Below are 17,577 nucleotides of genomic sequence, written 5' to 3' on the forward strand. Positions count from 1 at the left end.
TTCAGGAATGTCTGAAAATTGAGAAACGCCATGAACCTGCCACCGCTCTGCGAAGCCTTCGTCCTGCATTTCGGCGAGATGGGAAGCCGCTGGGGCGTCAACCGCACGGTTGGGCAGATCTACGCCGTGCTGTTCATCGCCGAGACGGCGCTCTGCGCCGATGATCTGGTCGACCGGCTCGGCATATCACGCTCCAACGTCTCGATGGGGCTAAAGGAACTGCAGAGCTGGAACCTGGTGCGGCAACGGCCCGTGCCAGGCGACCGGCGAGACTTCTTCACGACGCCAGACGACATCTACTCGATCGTGCGCACGCTCGTGAACGAGCGCAAGAAGCGCGAGATCGACCCGACGCTCTCGATGCTGCGCGAACTGCTGATGCAGACTCCCGCCAACGCGCAGGAGCAGCACGCCCAGTCGCGCCTCAAGGACATGCATGAGCTGATCGAGCTTCTGACGGCCTGGTATGCCGACATCGAGAAGCTCGAGACCGACCGGCTGATCCAGTTGCTCAGTCTCGGCTCGAAGGTCGCCAAGATCCTCGAGGTCAAGGACCGGATCTTCGCCTTGCCCGGCGGCAAGGGCCGCCAGCCCCTCTCCAGCACACCCAACCGAGGCTGATTTCGATGGACCCGATCGTCCTGGCGCGCATCCAGTTCGGCGCCAACATTTCTTTCCATATCCTGTTCCCGACCATCACCATCGCGCTCGGCTGGGTGCTGCTGTTCTTCAAGCTCGCCTTCAACCGCAGCGGCGACGAGAAGTGGATGAACGCCTACCGCTTCTTCGTGAAGGTCTTCGCCCTGACCTTCGCGCTGGGCGTCGTCTCCGGCATCACGATGAGCTTCCAGTTCGGCACCAACTGGCCGGGCTTCATGAACACGGTTGGCGCCGTCGCCGGTCCGCTCCTGGCCTATGAGGTGCTGACCGCCTTCTTCCTGGAGGCGACCTTCCTCGGTATCATGCTGTTTGGCTTCCGCAAGGTGCCCAACTGGGTTCACACGCTAGCGACTTTTCTCGTCGCCTTTGGCACGACCATGTCGGCCTTCTGGATCATCGTGCTGAACTCGTGGATGCACACGCCGGCCGGCTACGATCTGCGCGACGGCGTCGTCCACGCCACCGACTGGGCGGCGATCATCTTCAACCCGTCCATGCCCTACCGGCTGGGGCACATGCTGCTGGCCTCGGGCCTGACTTGCGCCTTCCTGCTGGCCGGCCTCTCGGCCTGGCGCTGGCTGCGCCAGGACCGCGGGCCCGACGTTATGGCGGTCCTACGCACCGGCGTGGTGCTCGGCGCGCTGCTGATCCCGGTGCAGATCCTGGTCGGCGACCTGCACGGCCTCAACACGCTGGAACACCAGCCGGCCAAGGTCGCCGCGATGGAGGGCAACTGGGAGACGCGCGGGTATGTGCCGCTGCTGCTCTTCGCGCTGCCCAATGAGAAGGAGCGCCGCAACGACTTCGAGATCGGCGTGCCCGCCGGCGCCAGCCTGATCCTGAGGCACGAGGCCGCCGGAGTAATCCCTGGCCTGAACCAGTTCGTCGCGCCCGACGGCAGGAAGCTGCATCCGCCGGTGGCGCCGGTGTTCTTCGGCTTCCGAGTCATGGTCGGCACCGGCATGCTGATGCTGCTGGTCTCGTGGTTCGCGACCTGGCGGCTGTGGCGGCGGGGCGAGCCCGGCACCGTCCTCGGCTGGGTCCTGGTCGGCATGACCTTCTCGGGCTGGGTGGCGACGCTGGCCGGCTGGTACGTCACCGAGATCGGCCGCCAGCCCTGGCTGGTGACCGGCGTGCTGACCACGGCGCAGGCGGCCTCGACGGTGCCCGCCGGCATGATCGCCAGCACGCTGGTGGCCTATCTCGTGGTCTATGTCGCGCTGATCGCGGCCTATGTCTCGGTGTTGTTCCACCTTGCCGGCAAGGGCCTGAAGGCGGTGGCGTCGCCCAGCGGGGCCGGTGTCAGCAAGGCCGGCGGCGCGCCCCGGGGCGGCGGTTACGCCCAGCCTGCCGGCGCGACCGCGCAGGCGAAGTGAGGGAGGCTGCGATGAGCTGGCTCGACGGACACACCCTGCCCCTGATCTTCGCCGCGCTGATGGGGATCTCGATCCTCGCCTATGTCATCCTCGACGGCTACGATCTCGGCGTCGGGATGCTGATGGCGGGGGTCGACCGGCCCGAGCGCGATCGCATGATCGCCACCATCGGCCCGTTCTGGGACGCCAACGAGACCTGGCTGGTGCTCGGCATCGGCCTGCTGCTCGTCGCCTTCCCCCAGGCGCATGGTCTTGTGCTTCAGGCGCTGTACCTGCCGGTCGCGCTGATGCTGCTCGGACTGACGCTGCGCGGCGTCGCCTTCGAGTTCCGGGTCAAGGCACATGAGACGCATCAACGCTGGTGGGACGCAGCCTTCATCGGCGGCTCTCTGCTCACCGCACTGACACAGGGCTACATGCTGGGCGTCTACATCATGGGCTTCGCGCCCGGCCTTCTTACGCAGCTGTTTGCCATGGGAGCGGGGCTCGGCCTGGTTGCGGCCTATTGCTTCGTCGGCGCGACCTGGCTGATCGGCAAGACCTCGGGCGCGCTCCAGGCCCGCGCCGTGGTCTGGACCCGGACCACGCTGGTCGCGACCGCGCTCGCCATGGCCGCGGTCTCGATCGCGACGCCGCTGGTCAGCCCGCGCATCTTCGAGCGCTGGTTCTCCTTCCCCAACATCATCGGGCTCGCGCCGATCCCGCTGATGACGGGCGCGCTGTTCCTGGCGCTCTGGGTGTTCCTGAAGCGCATGCCACGCAGCGACCATTCGCTCGACTTCGTGCCCTTCGCGGGCGCGACTGCGCTATTTGCGCTCGGCTTCCTGGGGCTTGCCTACTCCTTTTACCCCTTCGTCGTGCCCGAGCAGCTGACGATCTGGGAGGCGGCGAGCGCGCCCGAGAGCCTGCTGATTATGCTGATCGGCGCGGCCTGCGTGCTGCCCTTCATCGCCGCCTATACGGCGTTCAGCTACTACGTGTTCCGCGGCAAGGCGACGGAGCTGCGCTACGACTGACGCCTTCCTTGGCTCGCGACAGGGTCTTGTCGTGCCTCTTGGGATTCGATGGGTCCGGCAGCGAGCCCATGGCGATGCTGACGCTGGTCCTCGCGATGCTCAATGCGGTTGAGATTCAAGGCCTCGCAGTTGCGCCTGTCGAGGCCGGGTTCGGAGCCGAGACCTGCGGCGGCGCGGGCGGCAAGGCGGTCCCCTCGCGCTGGCGCGCCCGTTCGACCGGCTTGCGCTCGACCACGCGCGGTTTTGGCGGCGGCCTGGCGCGGGGGGCGATGACCTAGAGTTGGACAAGCGCGATTAGCGTGCCGATCGCCGGGTGCCCGCCGCCGATGCCTGCGAGCATCGGCCGGCGCGAGCGTCGGTTCGATATCGAGACCAATGGTCGGAAAGAACCAACCGACACAGTGAACCGCCTCGGTTCAGATTATTGTCAATCTGAGCCGCGAGCGGTGTCAGTCAAACGGTCGATCAATGCTTGCCATACACGCGGGTCTGACCGTCAGCGCCGATGAGCAAAGTCTCGAATTTGTCTGGCGTGACGCCTGGAACCTCCATTCCGGGCGATCCAACAGGCATGTCGGGAACGGCTAGGCCAAGAGCCGCCGGCCTGGCTTTCAATAACTTGCGAATGTCTGAGGCCGGTACATGACCCTCGACGAAGTAGCCTTCGACAACGGCGGTGTGGCAGGACTGGACTTTATCCGGGACACCCGTAACACGCTTGATTGCAGCCATGTCGCTGCTTTCGACAACGCGCGGCGTGAAGCCGGCCTGCTCGAGATGTCGGACCCACGCCTTGCAGCAGCCGCAGGTTGGGCTGAGATGGACCTTGATCTCCTGGGCGCTCGCCGGGAGAGCCGGTAGCAGGAAGGCGAGAAGAAGGGCCGACGTAGGCTTCATCATAATCTCCAGATCAACGAGAATTCTTATGTCGAGGCAGAGTGGGATGCCGTATGCACGGTCGGTCCATGCGGCAAAACCGGATCGCCGGCGATGACCTGCGCCAGTTGCTGCTCTGGCTGGGCGAGGCGAGGCAGGGTGATAGTCACCCGAAGACCGCCTTCTGGACGGTTGGCTAGCGCGATCTCGCCGCCATGTGCGAGGACAACGGCGCGCGCAATGGTCAAACCGAGGCCGGAGCCGCCGGTGTCGCGTCCCCGCGATTCCTCGAGGCGGACGAAGGGTTGGAAGACGCGCTCGAAATCACGCTCCAGGATCCCTGGCCCGTCGTCCTCGATCGTGATCGCGAGACCATCCGGCGTCTCGGTGACGACGACCATGGCGCGGGTGCCGTATTTAACCGCATTGCCGATGACGTTCCAAAAAGCGCGCTTGAGCGCGAGCAGCCGGCCGAGCACGCGGCCATGACTGGTTCCACTTAGGCTGACCGCATGCCCCTGGTCGGCGTGGTCATCGACAATCGTCTCGATCACCGAGACGATGTCGATCGGCCTGATCGCCTCGCTCGAGACGCCGCCGCGCAGGAACTCCAGCGTTGAATCGATCATGCCCTCCATTTCGGCGAGGTCGGCGTCGACGAGGTCGCGGGTCGCCTCGTCATCCATCAGTTCGGAGCGCAGCCGCAGCCGCGTGATCGGCGTGCGCAGATCGTGCGAGACGGCCGCTAAGGCCTGCATTCTCTCGGAAACGAGGCGCTGGATGCGTTCGCGCATGGTGTTGAAGGCGCGCGCCGCGCGCCGGACTTCGGCCGGGCCGGTTTCGTCTAGCGGCTTCGGAATCTGATCCAGGCTGAACCGCTCGGCCGCAACGGCGAGATCGCGAAGCGGCCGCGTTGCCCAGCGCAGTAGCAAGACCGCCACGACAATGATCGCCACACCGAAGCAGATTGTGACGGTAAGCACGCTCCAGTCTGCATGCTGAGTTGCGCCGAGCGTGGTCGAGGAGAAGTTGACCCAGGAGCCGTCATCAAGTCTGACCGAGACTAGCATCATGTGCCGGTAGGCATCGGCGTCGCCCGAATTGAGCGCGCCGTCGTCGGCAAAACCGAGGCGGAAGGATTCTGACGCCAGATCGGGGACGAGTTCCTTGAGCTTGGCTTCCATCGCCGCCGTCCGCTCGGTGGTGGGCGCAGTGCCGAGAACCAGGCTGACCTTGCTCCAATGGACCTCAAGACTAGCGCTCGTCAGATCATGCGCCGCGCGGTCGCGCTCCGGCTCCTGGGGGATGCCTGCGATGGCGCGCTTGATCGAAACGATGCGCTCTGCCAGCCCGCGATCACGCTGCGCGCTCGCCAGGCTCTCAACCCCGACGCGATAGGCCCAGTAGCCGACAAGATGGAATGCCAGCAGCGCGGCGACTAGGATGAGAATGGCGCGGCCGGCCACGGTGTCAGGGAAACCCTTCTGGAACATGCGAGTCATGCCGGCTGACCCTCCCGCGTCTGAACAGCGGGGGTGAACATGTACCCGGCACCGCGAATTGTCTTGATCAGCTGGCCGCCATTGGCGTCGGCCTCCAGCTTGCGGCGCAGGCGGCTGATCTGAACATCGATCGCCCGGTCGAAAGGATCGCTGTTTCTAGTCTTGGCGAACTGCATCAAGGCTTCGCGCGACAAAACCCGGTTGGCGTGTTCGATGAAGGCGACCATCAGGTCGAACTCGCCAGTCGATAGATCGACGAGCGTGCCGGAGGGCGAAACCAGCTCGCGCCGCCGCAAATCCATCCTCCAGCCGTCGAAGACGACGAACTCGCTCGCGTGGCCGTCTCCTGCTCTGCGCATGGTGCGCGAACGTCTGAGCACCGCGCGAACTCGCGCCAAAAGCTCTCGAGGGCTGAATGGCTTGGTGACGTAATCGTCGGCGCCAGCCTCCAGTCCGATGACGCGGTCGCTCTCCTCGCTGCGCGCCGTCAGCATCACGATCGGAACCTGCGAGGTGGCGCGAACATCCCCGCAGAGATCGAAGCCCGAACGTCCAGGCAGCATCAGGTCGAGAATAATGAGATCGATGTCTGCCTGTCTCAGGACATCAAGCATGACGCGTCCGTCGGGCGCGCCCGTCACTTTGTAGCCGTGGCGCTGCAGGAAGCGGGCAACCAGTACGCGTATCTGCGGGTCGTCATCGACCACAAGCACATGGCCGTGGTCGTCGGCTGCGGAGGCGGTCGGGGAATTTGTCACGAGCATCTTTCGAGCGGCGCCAGCGGGCCTGCCCAACCGTATGGCCGGCGGGCAGATCGACAATATAGCTGCGTTGTGCCGGCTAGGCGCGATCGGCATTGCAACAATTTGTAACGGACAGGCTTCGTCGCCGTTGCTACCAAACTGCATCGAGGCTTTGGGGTCGAACGAATCGCGATGGCCGTAAAATTTGCTTGCACCGCTTTCGTAGCGCTCGCTCTGGGGGCCTGCTCAGTCGCTCCGGTGCCGGTCCATCTGGCTCGACCGGCCGATCCGAGCGCTCGCGTCCCGGCCGTCGGCTATCAGAGCGTCACCGCCGGCGTCACCGCGATGCGTCCGGCCGAGCCGAAGAACTGGCGGGAATTGAATCGCAGAGTAGGGCCTCAGCAGTGACCGCAATGACTCGCGCCTTCCAATCCTCTCATCCGATCTTGCAGAGTTCCATTCGCCGCTTCTCGTTGCTTGCCGGCGTCGCCGTGCTTCTCGGCGGCTGCGCTTCGTTCTCTGCCGATGGCGGCGTCGGTACGGTCCAGGCCATCGCTTACACAGAGCTGAACAAGGACGTCGTCAAGATCACCGACGACGGCGTCGCCGGCAGCGCAAAAGCGCGGGTCGATCAGCTTCTCAAGAAGTCGCTCACGGCCGACAGCGCGGTCCAGATTGCGCTCCTTAACAATCGCGGACTGCAGGCCGCCCTCAACGAACTCGGCATCGCCGAGGCGCAGATGGTGATTGCCAGCCTGCCGCCGAACCCCCGGTTTGCGATCTCGTCGCGCACGGGAACACTGTCGCTCGAAATCGAACGGCAGATCGTCGGCAGCATTTTCGCACTGGCAACTTTGCCGGCGCGCGCGGACGCTGCGCGGGATCGCTTTCAATCGGCCCAATTGCGCGCGGCTGAGGCCGTGTTGAAGCTCGCGGCCGATACGCGGCGGCAATACTTCCGCGCAGTCGCCGCTAACGCTCAAGCCGCCTTCTATTTGGAGGCCAAGGCCTCGACAGACGCTGCGACACAATTGTTCAAGCGTCTGGGCGAATCAGGAGGCATCAACAAACTCGACCAGGCCCGCGAGTTCGCCTTCGATGCGGAGCTCGGCGCCCAGCTTGCTCAGGCCCGTCTGCAACAGCGCCAGGAGCGTGAGCGACTGGTGCGCCTGCTCGGCATCTGGGGCGACGACTTGAAATTCAGGTTGCCGGGTTCGCTGCCGCCGCTTCCGCGCCTGCCGAGCATAAAAGCTGTTGAGGCTGAGGCGCTGCGCAAGCGAATCGATATTCAGATCGCGCGCGGCGATCTGAACCTTCTCGCGAAGACGCTGGGGCTGACGCAGGCGACCCGCTTCGTCAACGACATCGACCTTCTCGGCCGGCGCACCTATGATCGGAAGCTGACCGTTCTGCCCGATGGCGACGTCGAGCGTGAGGCCACGCGCACCCGTACTGTCGAGCTTGAGATCGAGATTCCGATCTATGATTTCGGGCAGTCCAAGGTCGCTCTGGCAGAGCAGACTTATATGCAGGCGGCGAATCGCCTGGCGGAGAAGGCGGTCAATGTCCGCTCAGAGGCCCGCGAGGCCTATGTCAGCTATCGCGGCGCGCATGACATCGCCCGACAGTACCTCAACAACGTGCTGCCGCTTCGCAAGATCATTCAGGACGAGGCTCAACTGCAGTATAACGGCATGCTGATCGACGTGACCCAGCTCATCGTCGATGCGCGCGGCCGCATTCTTTCCAACCTCGCCGCGATCAACGCGCGCCGCGACGTCTGGATCGCTCATACCGACTTCAAGCACGCGCTCATCGGCGGCGGCTCGGGCGGGGGCGGCGGAGGCGCCGTCGTCGCAGCGGCCGGCGGCGGCGGCGATGCGCCAGCCCATTGAACCCATCAGGAGCAAGACGCCATGACGGATCTTTCACGCAGGGGTTTCATCGGAACCTCAGGGCTTGTGATCGCAGGCGCGGCCGCCGTGTCGGGCCGCACCGCCTTCGCCTCGGTGCCCGAGGCGCCGACTATGGCAAGCGCCGCCACGCAGGCCCCGCTCGTGCCGACCTCTGGCCCGGATTACCAGCCGGTGGCGACGCTGAACGGCTGGACCCTGCCCGGGCGCATGAATGGCGACTGGAAGGAGTTTCACCTCGTCGCCGAGCCGGTCGAGCGCGAGATCGCGCCGGGCATGATTGCCTATCTCTGGGGCTACAACGGCCAATCGCCGGGCCCAACAATCGAAGCGGTCGAAGGCGACAAGGTCCGCATCTTCGTTACCAACAAGCTGCCCGAGAATACGACGATCCATTGGCACGGGCAGCGCTTGCCCAATGGGATGGACGGCGTCGGCGGCCTGAACCAGCCGCACATCCCGTCCGGCAAGACCTTCGTCTATGAGTTCCTGCTCAGGCGCTCGGGCACCTACATGTACCATCCCCATTCCGACGAGATGGTGCAGATGGCGATGGGCATGATGGGAATGTTCATCGTCCATCCAAAGGATCCGGCCTTCCGCCGCGTTGATCGCGACTTCGTCTTCCTACTCAACGCCTTCGATATCGTGCCCGGCTCCTACGTGCCTAAGGTCAACACCATGCTCGACTTCAACTTGTGGTGCTGGAACAGCCGCGCCTTTCCGGGCATCGACCCGTTCGTTGTGGCCAAGAACGACAAGGTCCGGATCCGCTTCGGCAACCTGACCATGACCAATCATCCGGTCCACATGCATGGCTACGAGTTCAAGGTCTCCTGCACGGACGGCGGTTGGGTCGATCCCGCCGCCGCCTGGGACGAGGTCTCGATCGATTGCGCCGTCGGCCAGATGCGAGCCTTCGACTTCGTCGCCGACGAGCCAGGCGACTGGGCAATCCACTGCCACAAGTCGCACCATACGATGAACGCCATGGGCCACTCGGTGAAGACCTATATCGGCGTCACCAAGAAGGATCTTGTCAGCCGCATCCGCAAGGCTGCGCCCGGCTACATGCCGATGGGCTCGAACGGGATGGGCGAAATGGGCTCTATGGAGATGGAACTGCCCAAAAATACCCTGCCGATGATGACGGGGTATTCGCAGTTCGGTCCCGTCGAGATGGGCGGCATGTTCTCGGTGGTGAAGGTGCGCGAGGGCCTGGCAAAAACCGATTACGCCGACCCCGGACATTACAAGCACCCGGAGGGCACGGTCGCTTACGAGTACAAGGGACAGAAGCTCGCCGAGGCGCCGCGCGTCGAGGGGCCGAAGACTAATCCTGAACTAGCCACATGGCAGGTGAAAGACCCGCGCAAGCCGCGCTTCGGTCCCGATGGCAAGCCGTTACCCGGCGCCAAGGCGGGCGGGGCGCATTCCAACCACTAAACGATCCATCGAACTCCGGAGAAACCGATGATAAAATTGGCGTCATTGAAACTCGCAGGCTTAGCGCTCGCATTGTCGGCCGGTGCTGCGCTTGCTGGACCAGGAGCGGCCGGCCATCACGACGGCGAGGTCGCCTATGGCAAGCCTGGTGACCCCAAGAAGCCGGCCCGCCTTGTCCAGATCTCGATGGGCGAACGTGACGGGAAGATGCAGTTCATCCCCGACAGGATCGAGATCCGACGCGGTGAGCAGGTCAAGTTCCAGCTTCGCAACAATGGCGAGCTCGATCACGAACTCGTCCTCGCGACGCTGGAGGAGAACCTCAAGCACGCCATCGAGATGCAGAAGAACCCCGACATGGAGCATGACGATCCGAACGCCAAGCGCCTGGCGCCGAAAAAGACCGGCGAGATCGTCTGGGCGTTCACCAAGGCGGGCGAGTTTGATTTCTCCTGCTTGATCCCCGGCCATCGTGAAGCCGGAATGACCGGCAAGGTTATCGTCAAATAGGCGCCAGCCTACTCAACAAGGAGCACACCATGCTGAAAATCATCTCCACGCTCGCCTTTGTGGCGTTCGCACTGCCGGCCCTCGCTCAGCAGGTCAATGGCACCGTCAAGAAGGTTGACGAGGCTGCAGGCAAGCTGACCATCGATCATGGGGCGATCAAGAACCTCGACATGGACGCCATGTCGATGGTCTTCCGCGCCGGTGACCCGGCCATGCTGAAGGGCCTGAAGGCCGGCGACAAAATCAAGTTCGACGCCGACCGGGTCAACGGCCAGATTACCGTGACGAAGCTGCAGAAGACCAAATAAGCGCTGCTTAAGCGCCGATCGAACTCCAAGCCGCGGCAGATTGTCATGCCGCGGTAAGAGTTTCTTAGAAATACAGCGAGAGCCTATGAGTGGTTTGCTGCCAATAAACATTCATGGCGTGAGTTTGTTATTCGATGATTCAGCCCAGAATCTGAATCTAACAATGTTTTGGTTCGTCACCGCAGCTGCAGCCGTAGACTTGTTCGCTCTCGTTTTGGTACTGTCTCGAAAATAGACAGTTCCTTCACCTCAAGCAGCGGAGGGCAAATCATGCTAGGACGGCTTCTTGTAATCTTGATCTCTTTTTCGCCAAACGTATCAAGAGCTGACGATGGCGATCTGCAGCGCGCGTTGCTCGAGGCGGCCTGCGCTAACGCCAAGGTTACTCGTCTTCCGGCGGTTGGACGGAGTGAACGATACGAAGCCAACTGCTTTGGGACCTCGCATAAGCGCATCCAGATCGCCTGCATCGCAGGGCGATGCGTTGCCGATCGTCCGCCTGGCGGACGCGATGATCCAGAAGAATAGAATTGAGACGCAGACTAAATATCGATTTTATAGCACCTGGATAAATCAAAATCGACGCCTTAGCAGTCGAGATCTGTTAAGGCTGTGAATGGAACTCCTCGCTCAGGTTGCGCGTTATCTTGGTCGGCGGCTCGGCCACGATCGGTAACTGGTTGGCCCGATTCCCGCTCTCTTTGGTTATGCCCTATACTATCAGTAGGTAGTTGGCTTTGTGCTTTACCGCGCTTTTGTCTTTACGGCGATCTTCCCAATCGCTCGGATTGTAAATCGCCCTGTTTCTAGGCTTCAACGTAGTCGGTGTATCGACCAACCATAGCGACACGTAGACTTGTCGTTCTTTCGGCTGCTGACTGGGATACATACGGCAATGAAAGCAGATAGTTTATATTCAAATTTCGATATTCGGCGATATTAATCATGACTATCTCGCTACTATCAAAAATCATATCGGAATATATATTACTTGATTATTATAGACTATTTGTCGGAACCAGTTGATAATGAATCTTATTAGTATATTTAACACAGTTAATGGCGATATACATCAGCTCGTCCATAAGATTGCTGGCCTCGATTATCCGCACGGCCACTGGATGCTGTCCGCCGCAGCGATCGTGGTGTTCGTTGTCGCTCCCGCGTGGACGATCGGACATTTGGGGAGAGCGCTGTTTCGGGGGGCATCCGGAGCTCGTAGGCGTCGAGCCCGGCTCGCCGCCGTGATTAGCAGGCCCGTCCCTGCTTCGGATCACGTTGGCGATGGAGAGCGATCCGGTCCGGGGACAGGTAATCCACCCGAAGCCCGAATCGAGGTCGCGCCGGTCAACCGTGATCCTTGGATATTAGCCCTCTTTGTCGCGAGGGCCACGTCTCGTTATCAAGTCCTGCTGGTTCTTTTGTCCCTGCTGACGCTGCCCGCAGCCTGGTTCCTGCTCGATATACCCAAGCACATCATCAATCACGCACTCGCCAGCCCCGAGGCGCACGATGGAATGACGTTTCTTGGCATCCATCTGCCCCGCTTGGAATTATTGATCGCGCTTTGCATGAGCTACCTCGCAATTTTGACAGCGAGCGGCCTCGTTAAATTTGCAGCGACCCGCATCAGAGGACGAGCCAGCGAACGGCTTGTACGGCGGCTGCGCCTGAAGATTGTACGCAGGTCGAGGAAGAATTTGGCGGCTGAAGCAAGAGCCGCGCTTGCGGCCGTCGCCGTTCAGGAGGTTGAGCCCATTGGCTACTTCGGGGCGAGCTTGTTTGTCGTTCCACTTATCTACGGCGGGACACTTCTTACCAGCCTCGTCTTTTTGTTTGTTCAGAACCCCGCGCTCGCGTTGTCGGCCTTGATCATGTTGCCCGTTCAACTGACTTTGCTGCCTCGCCTCCAAAATGCTTTGAACGCAAAAGTACGCGAAAGGGTCTATGCGACGCGAGAGCTGACTCAGCTCCTCACCTCAGGTGACGTACATACGGAATCTTTATCCAAAAAGAGTTCCATTTATCCAACCCTTCAACAGCAAACGCGCCAAATTGCTGCACTGGAACGTATACGAATAGAGATTAGCGATCTGAAGGGTCGATTGCGAGGTCTTTATAATTATACGTCGAATCTGACGCCATTTTTCTTCTTCGCAATTGGTGGATATCTCGTCGTGCGAGAGCGCCTTTCGCTAGGAGCATTGGTCGCAGCAATAGCCGCCTACAGGGAAATCGCGCCGGCGATGAGAGAATTGTTCGACTTCGTGCAGAACTGGTCGGACGCGGAAGCTCGATTTGAAGAGGTCACACGCGTCCTGGAAAATATCGAAACTAAAATTTACGTGTAAAGGCCGGCGCCAACCGACGTGGAATTGGTCTTTCTATTCCGATTTTCGCTCAAGGATCTATCCGGACGAAGTTGAGGGAGTTCGAAGGTATGGCATCGACAGGATCGGCTTGGATCGAAATTCGCAGTGACGTTTGCTTCTGAAGCTGACCGCGAGCCGCTCATTGGCAACGGGTCGCGTCCGTTCGACTGCCTTGTGATCGGCGGCGGCCCGGCCGGTCAGACAGCTGCGATTTATCTGGCCAGGTTTCATCTGTCTGTTTTGGTCGTGGACGGCGGAGAAAGCCGCGCGAACTGGATCCCCGTCAGCCACAACCATGCCGGTTTCCCGGACGGCATAGGGGGATTGGAGCTTCTGGCGCGCATGAAGGCTCACGCCACGCGATATGGCTCCCGTCATATAGACGCCGAGGTGACCTTGTTGACGAGGGATGGCGATCTGTTCGTGGCGGTAGCCGGGGACTTGATCCTGCGCGCCCGCACGGTCTTGCTGGCGACCGGCGTTGTGAACCGGCGTCCCGCCATGCCAGATGATATGCACGCCCAGGCACTGTCGCGCGGCTTGCTACGCTATTGTCCGATCTGCGATGGGTTCGAGGTGACGGATCGCCGCGTCGGCGTCATCGGCACCGCTGCGAACGGGCTCAATGAGGCCGAGTTCCTGCGCAGCTTCACGGCGGATGTAACACTGATTTCGCCTTACGGCCTGCACGATCTCGATGCATCTCAGCGACGACGCATCCACAATGCTGGCATCAAGCTGCTTGCGGGGCCCTGTCTAGCCTTCGATCTCCGGGAGAGGACGATCGCGGTGGCCTTGCCCAACAAAAATATCGAATTCGACGCTGTCTACCCGGCCTTGGGCAGCGAGGTCCGATGCAATCTTGCGGTTGGACTGGGGTCGATAGTTTCCAGTCGAGTATGCGTAACCGTCGATACCAAGCAAAGGACCAATGTGCCAGGCCTGTATGCCGCAGGCGACATGGTCGAGGGGCTCGACCAGATTAGCTACGCCATGGGGCAGGCTGCCGTGGCCGCCACAGCTATTCGCAACGATCTAAACAACCGCCAACCTCTGCATCGGTAGCTTTGGTCGGCACCGGCTTCGAGGTATTCGGCTGGATCGAGAGCACCTCGGTCCACGTAAGCATCTTCAGGATGGCAACGTTAAGACGTCCGGTAACGAGACCGTCCGCCAGCAGGAGGCCTTGCGGCATGCGGCAGCCATCGAAGGTACTCGAGAAATTCGACCCGCAGCCGTCATGTTTGTACTGGCCCTTCAGCTGCGATGACGACTGACTGACGCGATCTTGATGCCGCCGGCCTTTTGCCGGCGTTACGGACATGGCATCCTCCAACCATGAGGTTCCGGATTTCCCTGCACGCGCTGATCCTGGCCCTGTTCCTGACGGCCAGCGTTCTCGCGGCCTATGTCACCCCGGCGACTGCCGGTATGACGCGGGAGGCTGTCGGCGTCGAGGATACCATGGAAGCCGGCATGCCGTGCTGCCCGTCGGACCAGGATGGCCCCAAGGACTGCACGTCGAACTGCCCGTCGCTGACCTTCTGCCTCGCAAAGGCTTTCGCCGGCGGAACGGCCAAGGCCGTATCACTTCCGCGACCGGTCATGGCCGTCATCGCGCTCATGGGCGACGACGCAGAGCGCGTATCCCAGACCTCCGCGCCGCCCGCGAGACCTCCCCGAATCTGAGGCATCGCCGGCGCGTCAGCGCTGGCTCCGGCCGCACGGCGCTGTCCTGCGGTTGGTGACCCGTGGCTCCGAGCCACGCGATAGCTGCGCCAAAGCGCGGCAGCCTAATCCATTCGGGATACTCGCAATGTCGACTTTGAATCCCCTGCGCGCGCTCGTCGCCGCATTTCCGCTCGCCTTCGCAATGCCGGCGCTGGCCGACATCAAGGACTACGAATTCCAGCTGACCCAGAAGGAGCTGAAGCAGGGCGACGGCGTCGTCGTCACCGTCCGGCTGATCGACAGGCGCACAGGCAAGGCTGTGCCAGACGCGGTGATCTTCGCCAGCCGCATCGACATGGAGCCTGACGGCATGGCGACGATGGCCTCGAAGCTGGAGCCCGTGCCTACGACCGAGCCGGGCAGTTACGCCTTCAGGACCAACCTGATCATGGAAGGCGGCTGGCGTCTCTCGCTGGCGGCCAAGGTGCAGGGCGAGGCCGGCACGCTCGAAAGCCGTCTGGTCCTGAAGGCCACTCCATGAAGCGAGTGCTGCTCTCGATCCTCGGTCTCGCCGCCCTCACAGCGGCGGGCGCGGGGGGCTATTTCGCTGGTACGCGTGGGATGGCGCTGCCCGGTCTGGATCGTCTCCACCATGCCCTCATGGCCAGATCGGCGGTCGTGCCCAAGGCGGAGCCGGCGGCAGCGACGGGTGCGATCGCCTATTATCGTCACCCGGACGGAATGCCGGTCTACGCGCCAGACCCGCGCAAAACCGAAGACGGTCGCGACTTCCTGCCTGTCCGCGCCAGCGAGGAGATCAGCTTCGATCCGCCCGCGGCTAGACCGGCGCAGGTCGCCGAGGCGCCAGCCGCTGGAGCGGCGGCCGAGCGAAAACTGCTCTACTATCGCAACCCGATGGGTTTGCCCGACACCTCGCCGGTTCCGAAAAAGGACTGGATGGGCATGGACTACCTGCCGGTCTATGCCGGGCAGGACGCCGACGACAAAGTGATCAAGCTCTCGCCCGGCCGCATCCAGCGCAGCGGCGTGCGTTCCGAGCCCGTGATCCGGCAGGCGATCAGCCGGCCGATCCGCGTGCCCGGCACGGTGCAACTCGACGAGCGCCGCGTCTCCTTGGTCGCGACGCGCTCGGACGCCTTCATCCAGGAGGTGGCCCCGATCACGACCGGTGACCGCGTCGCCAAGGGCGACCGGCTGGTCAAGATCTATTCGCCCGAGATCACGGCGGCGAGCGCGCAGTTCGTCGCCGAACTCAACGCCGCCGGGCGCGGCGTGCCCGAAGGTGGCGCGCGCCAAAGGCTGGAGAATCTCGGCGTGCAGCCGGAGATCGTCGCCGAGATCGAGCGCACCCGGAAGGTGCCGCTGACGATCGTCTGGGCGGCTCCGCGCGACGGCATCGTGCTGGAGCGCAACGTCGTCGACGGCATGAGGATGGCGTCGGGCGACAGCCTGTTCCGGCTCGCCGACATCTCGACGATCTGGGTCCTGGCCGATGTGCCCGAAGGCGATCTCGCCGCGATCCGCATCGGCGCGCCCGCCACTGTCCGGCTGCGCGGACGGCCCGGCACGGTGTTCGAGGGCAAGGTCGGGCTGATCTATCCGCAGGTGGCCGAGGCGACTCGCACCACCAAGGTGCGCATCGAGATCGACAACCGCGCCGGCATGCTGCTGCCCAACATGTATGCCGATGTCGAGATCGGCTCGGGCGAGGCGGGGCTCGTTCTCGCCGTGCCCGACAGCGCCGTGATCGACACCGGCACGCGCCGCGTCGTCATCCTCGATCGTGGCGAGGGCCGTTTCGAGCCACGCGAGGTCAGACTCGGACAGCGTGGCGACGGCATGGTCGCGATCAGCGAGGGGGTGCAGGAGGGCGACCGCGTCGTCGTCTCGGCCAATTTCCTGATCGACGCGGAGAGCAACCTGATGGCCGCGCTGAGCGGCCTAGGCGCGCCAGCGGACGGCAAGTCCGCCGAGACCAAGTCGTCGGAGGCGAAACCATGATCGCCCGGCTGATCGCCTGGTCGGCGCGCAACCTCGTCCTCGTCTTCGTCGCCACGGCGTTCGCTGTCGCGGCCGGCGTCTATGCGGTCCGGACGCTGCCGCTCGACGCCATCCCCGATCTCTCCGACGTGCAGGTCATCGTCTACACCGAATATCCCGGCCAGGCGCCGCAGGTGATCGAGGACCAGGTCACCTATCCGCTGACGACCTCGATGCTGACGGTGCCGAAAGCCCGCGTCGTGCGCGGCTTCTCGTTCTTCGGCGTCTCCTTCGTCTACGTCATCTTCGAGGACGGCACGGACCCGTACTGGGCGCGCTCGCGGGTGCTGGAATATCTCAACTCCGCCGCGCGCCGCCTTCCCACAGGCATCTCGCCGACATTGGGGCCGGACGCCACCGGCGTCGGCTGGGTCTACCAATACGCCGTCATGGCCAAGGATATGTCGCTGGCCGAACTGCGCTCGGTCCAGGACTGGTCGGTGCGTTTCGCCGCCTCGCGTGCCGAGGGCGTGGCCGAGGTCGCCAGCGTCGGTGGCTTCGTGAAGCAATACGCCATCGTGGTCGATCCGGTGCGGCTGCGCGCGCAAGGGGTGTCGCTGGCGAGCCTTCGCGAGGCGGTGCGCAACAGCAACATGGATGTCGGCGGCCGCACCGTCGAGCTCGCCGAGTTCGAGTTCGTGGTGCGCGGGCGCGGCTATCTGAAGTCGATCGCCGATATCGAGAACATCGTGCTCCGGACCGAGCGCGGCGCGCCCTTGCGCCTCGCCGACGTCGCCCGCGTCGAACTCGGACCCGACGAGCGGCGCGGCATCACCGAACTCAACGGCGAGGGCGAGGTCGCCAGCGGCATCGTGCTGCAGCGTTTTGGGGCGAACGCGCTCGGCGTCATCGAGCGCGCCAAGGCGAAGCTCGCCGAGATCGCCGCGACCTTGCCGGGCGGAGCCGAGATCGTGCCGGTCTATGACCGTTCGCAACTGATCGAGCGCGCGATCGAGACGCTCAAGGTGACGCTGCTCGAGGAGAGCGTCATCGTCGCGCTGGTCTGCATCGTCTTCCTTATGCACCTGCGCAGCGCGCTGGTGGCGATCCTGATGCTCCCCGTCGGCATCCTGATCGCGTTCGCGGCGATGAAGGCGCTGGGGCTGGGCTCCAACATCATGAG

Annotated in this window: 17 protein-coding genes; 14 read left to right on the forward strand and 3 right to left on the reverse strand. The window is 63.0% G+C overall.

Annotated elements, in window-relative coordinates; genetic code table 11:
• The first annotated feature begins 30 nt into the window (after nt 1-30).
• The 4 genes from CXY91_RS14285 to CXY91_RS14300 all read left to right on the forward strand — a co-directional run bounded on the left by CXY91_RS14285 (nt 31) and on the right by CXY91_RS14300 (nt 3,330).
• Entirely contained in the window at nt 31-621 is a 591-nt protein-coding gene (locus CXY91_RS14285; RefSeq protein ID WP_100962058.1) for a GbsR/MarR family transcriptional regulator, read from the forward strand.
• 5 nt (nt 622-626) lie between these two features.
• Nucleotides 627-2,036 carry a cytochrome ubiquinol oxidase subunit I gene (locus CXY91_RS14290; protein WP_100962059.1) on the forward strand — a complete coding sequence of 470 codons (1,410 nt, stop codon included), beginning with the start codon at nt 627-629 and terminating at the stop codon, nt 2,034-2,036.
• A gap of 11 nt (nt 2,037-2,047) precedes the next feature.
• A complete protein-coding gene (locus tag CXY91_RS14295; RefSeq protein WP_100962060.1) occupies nt 2,048-3,052 on the forward strand; it encodes a cytochrome d ubiquinol oxidase subunit II in 1,005 nt (334 codons plus the stop codon).
• 74 nt (nt 3,053-3,126) lie between these two features.
• Nucleotides 3,127-3,330 carry a hypothetical protein gene (locus CXY91_RS14300; RefSeq protein ID WP_158673407.1) on the forward strand — a complete coding sequence of 68 codons (204 nt, stop codon included), beginning with the start codon at nt 3,127-3,129 and terminating at the stop codon, nt 3,328-3,330.
• Nucleotides 3,331-3,517: 187 nt separating this feature from the next.
• Here CXY91_RS14300 and CXY91_RS14305 read toward each other — a convergent pair whose 3' ends face one another.
• The 3 genes from CXY91_RS14305 to CXY91_RS14315 form a co-directional block, all read right to left on the reverse strand.
• Entirely contained in the window at nt 3,518-3,949 is a 432-nt protein-coding gene (locus CXY91_RS14305) for a DUF411 domain-containing protein (protein WP_100962062.1), read from the reverse strand.
• A gap of 26 nt (nt 3,950-3,975) precedes the next feature.
• The gene (locus CXY91_RS14310; protein ID WP_158673408.1) at nt 3,976-5,112 is read right to left on the reverse strand and encodes an ATP-binding protein; all 1,137 of its coding nucleotides are present in this window, start codon (nt 5,110-5,112) and stop codon (nt 3,976-3,978) included.
• Between the two features lie 314 nt (nt 5,113-5,426).
• On the reverse strand, nt 5,427-6,194 hold the full coding sequence (locus tag CXY91_RS14315; protein ID WP_100962064.1) for a response regulator: 768 nt from the start codon (nt 6,192-6,194) through the stop codon (nt 5,427-5,429).
• Nucleotides 6,195-6,586: 392 nt separating this feature from the next.
• On the opposite strand from CXY91_RS14315, the gene CXY91_RS14320 reads away from it, so the two are divergent.
• From CXY91_RS14320 to CXY91_RS14365, 10 genes are all read left to right on the forward strand, one after another.
• A complete protein-coding gene (locus CXY91_RS14320) occupies nt 6,587-8,068 on the forward strand; it encodes a TolC family protein (protein ID WP_100962065.1) in 1,482 nt (493 codons plus the stop codon).
• 21 nt (nt 8,069-8,089) lie between these two features.
• Nucleotides 8,090-9,532 carry a multicopper oxidase family protein gene (locus CXY91_RS14325; protein ID WP_100962066.1) on the forward strand — a complete coding sequence of 481 codons (1,443 nt, stop codon included), beginning with the start codon at nt 8,090-8,092 and terminating at the stop codon, nt 9,530-9,532.
• A 27-nt stretch (nt 9,533-9,559) separates the two neighbouring features.
• The gene (locus CXY91_RS14330; protein ID WP_100962067.1) at nt 9,560-10,042 is read left to right on the forward strand and encodes a cupredoxin domain-containing protein; all 483 of its coding nucleotides are present in this window, start codon (nt 9,560-9,562) and stop codon (nt 10,040-10,042) included.
• Between the two features lie 29 nt (nt 10,043-10,071).
• Nucleotides 10,072-10,350 carry a copper-binding protein gene (locus tag CXY91_RS14335; RefSeq protein WP_100962068.1) on the forward strand — a complete coding sequence of 93 codons (279 nt, stop codon included), beginning with the start codon at nt 10,072-10,074 and terminating at the stop codon, nt 10,348-10,350.
• 1,028 nt (nt 10,351-11,378) lie between these two features.
• Nucleotides 11,379-12,701, forward strand: coding sequence for an ABC transporter ATP-binding protein (locus CXY91_RS14340; protein WP_100962069.1), 1,323 nt, complete (start codon nt 11,379-11,381; stop codon nt 12,699-12,701).
• A gap of 126 nt (nt 12,702-12,827) precedes the next feature.
• Nucleotides 12,828-13,787, forward strand: a complete 960-nt coding sequence (locus tag CXY91_RS14345; RefSeq protein WP_248307490.1) for an NAD(P)/FAD-dependent oxidoreductase — start codon at nt 12,828-12,830, stop codon at nt 13,785-13,787.
• Nucleotides 13,788-14,060: 273 nt separating this feature from the next.
• Complete coding sequence (locus CXY91_RS14350; RefSeq protein ID WP_100962070.1) at nt 14,061-14,411, forward strand: hypothetical protein; 351 nt, start codon at nt 14,061-14,063, stop codon at nt 14,409-14,411.
• A gap of 127 nt (nt 14,412-14,538) precedes the next feature.
• Nucleotides 14,539-14,934, forward strand: coding sequence for a FixH family protein (locus CXY91_RS14355; RefSeq protein ID WP_100962071.1), 396 nt, complete (start codon nt 14,539-14,541; stop codon nt 14,932-14,934).
• Complete coding sequence (locus CXY91_RS14360; protein ID WP_100962072.1) at nt 14,931-16,415, forward strand: efflux RND transporter periplasmic adaptor subunit; 1,485 nt, start codon at nt 14,931-14,933, stop codon at nt 16,413-16,415. The genes CXY91_RS14355 and CXY91_RS14360 overlap by 4 nt, the downstream gene beginning before the upstream one ends.
• On the forward strand, nt 16,412-17,577 hold a 1,166-nt coding region (locus tag CXY91_RS14365), incomplete at its 3' end, for an efflux RND transporter permease subunit (RefSeq protein WP_199777445.1). The genes CXY91_RS14360 and CXY91_RS14365, both read left to right, overlap by 4 nt.

It is taken from the genome of Allobosea sp. FBZP-16 (genome assembly GCF_002831785.1).
Taxonomy (GTDB): domain Bacteria; phylum Pseudomonadota; class Alphaproteobacteria; order Rhizobiales; family Beijerinckiaceae; genus Allobosea; species Allobosea lupini.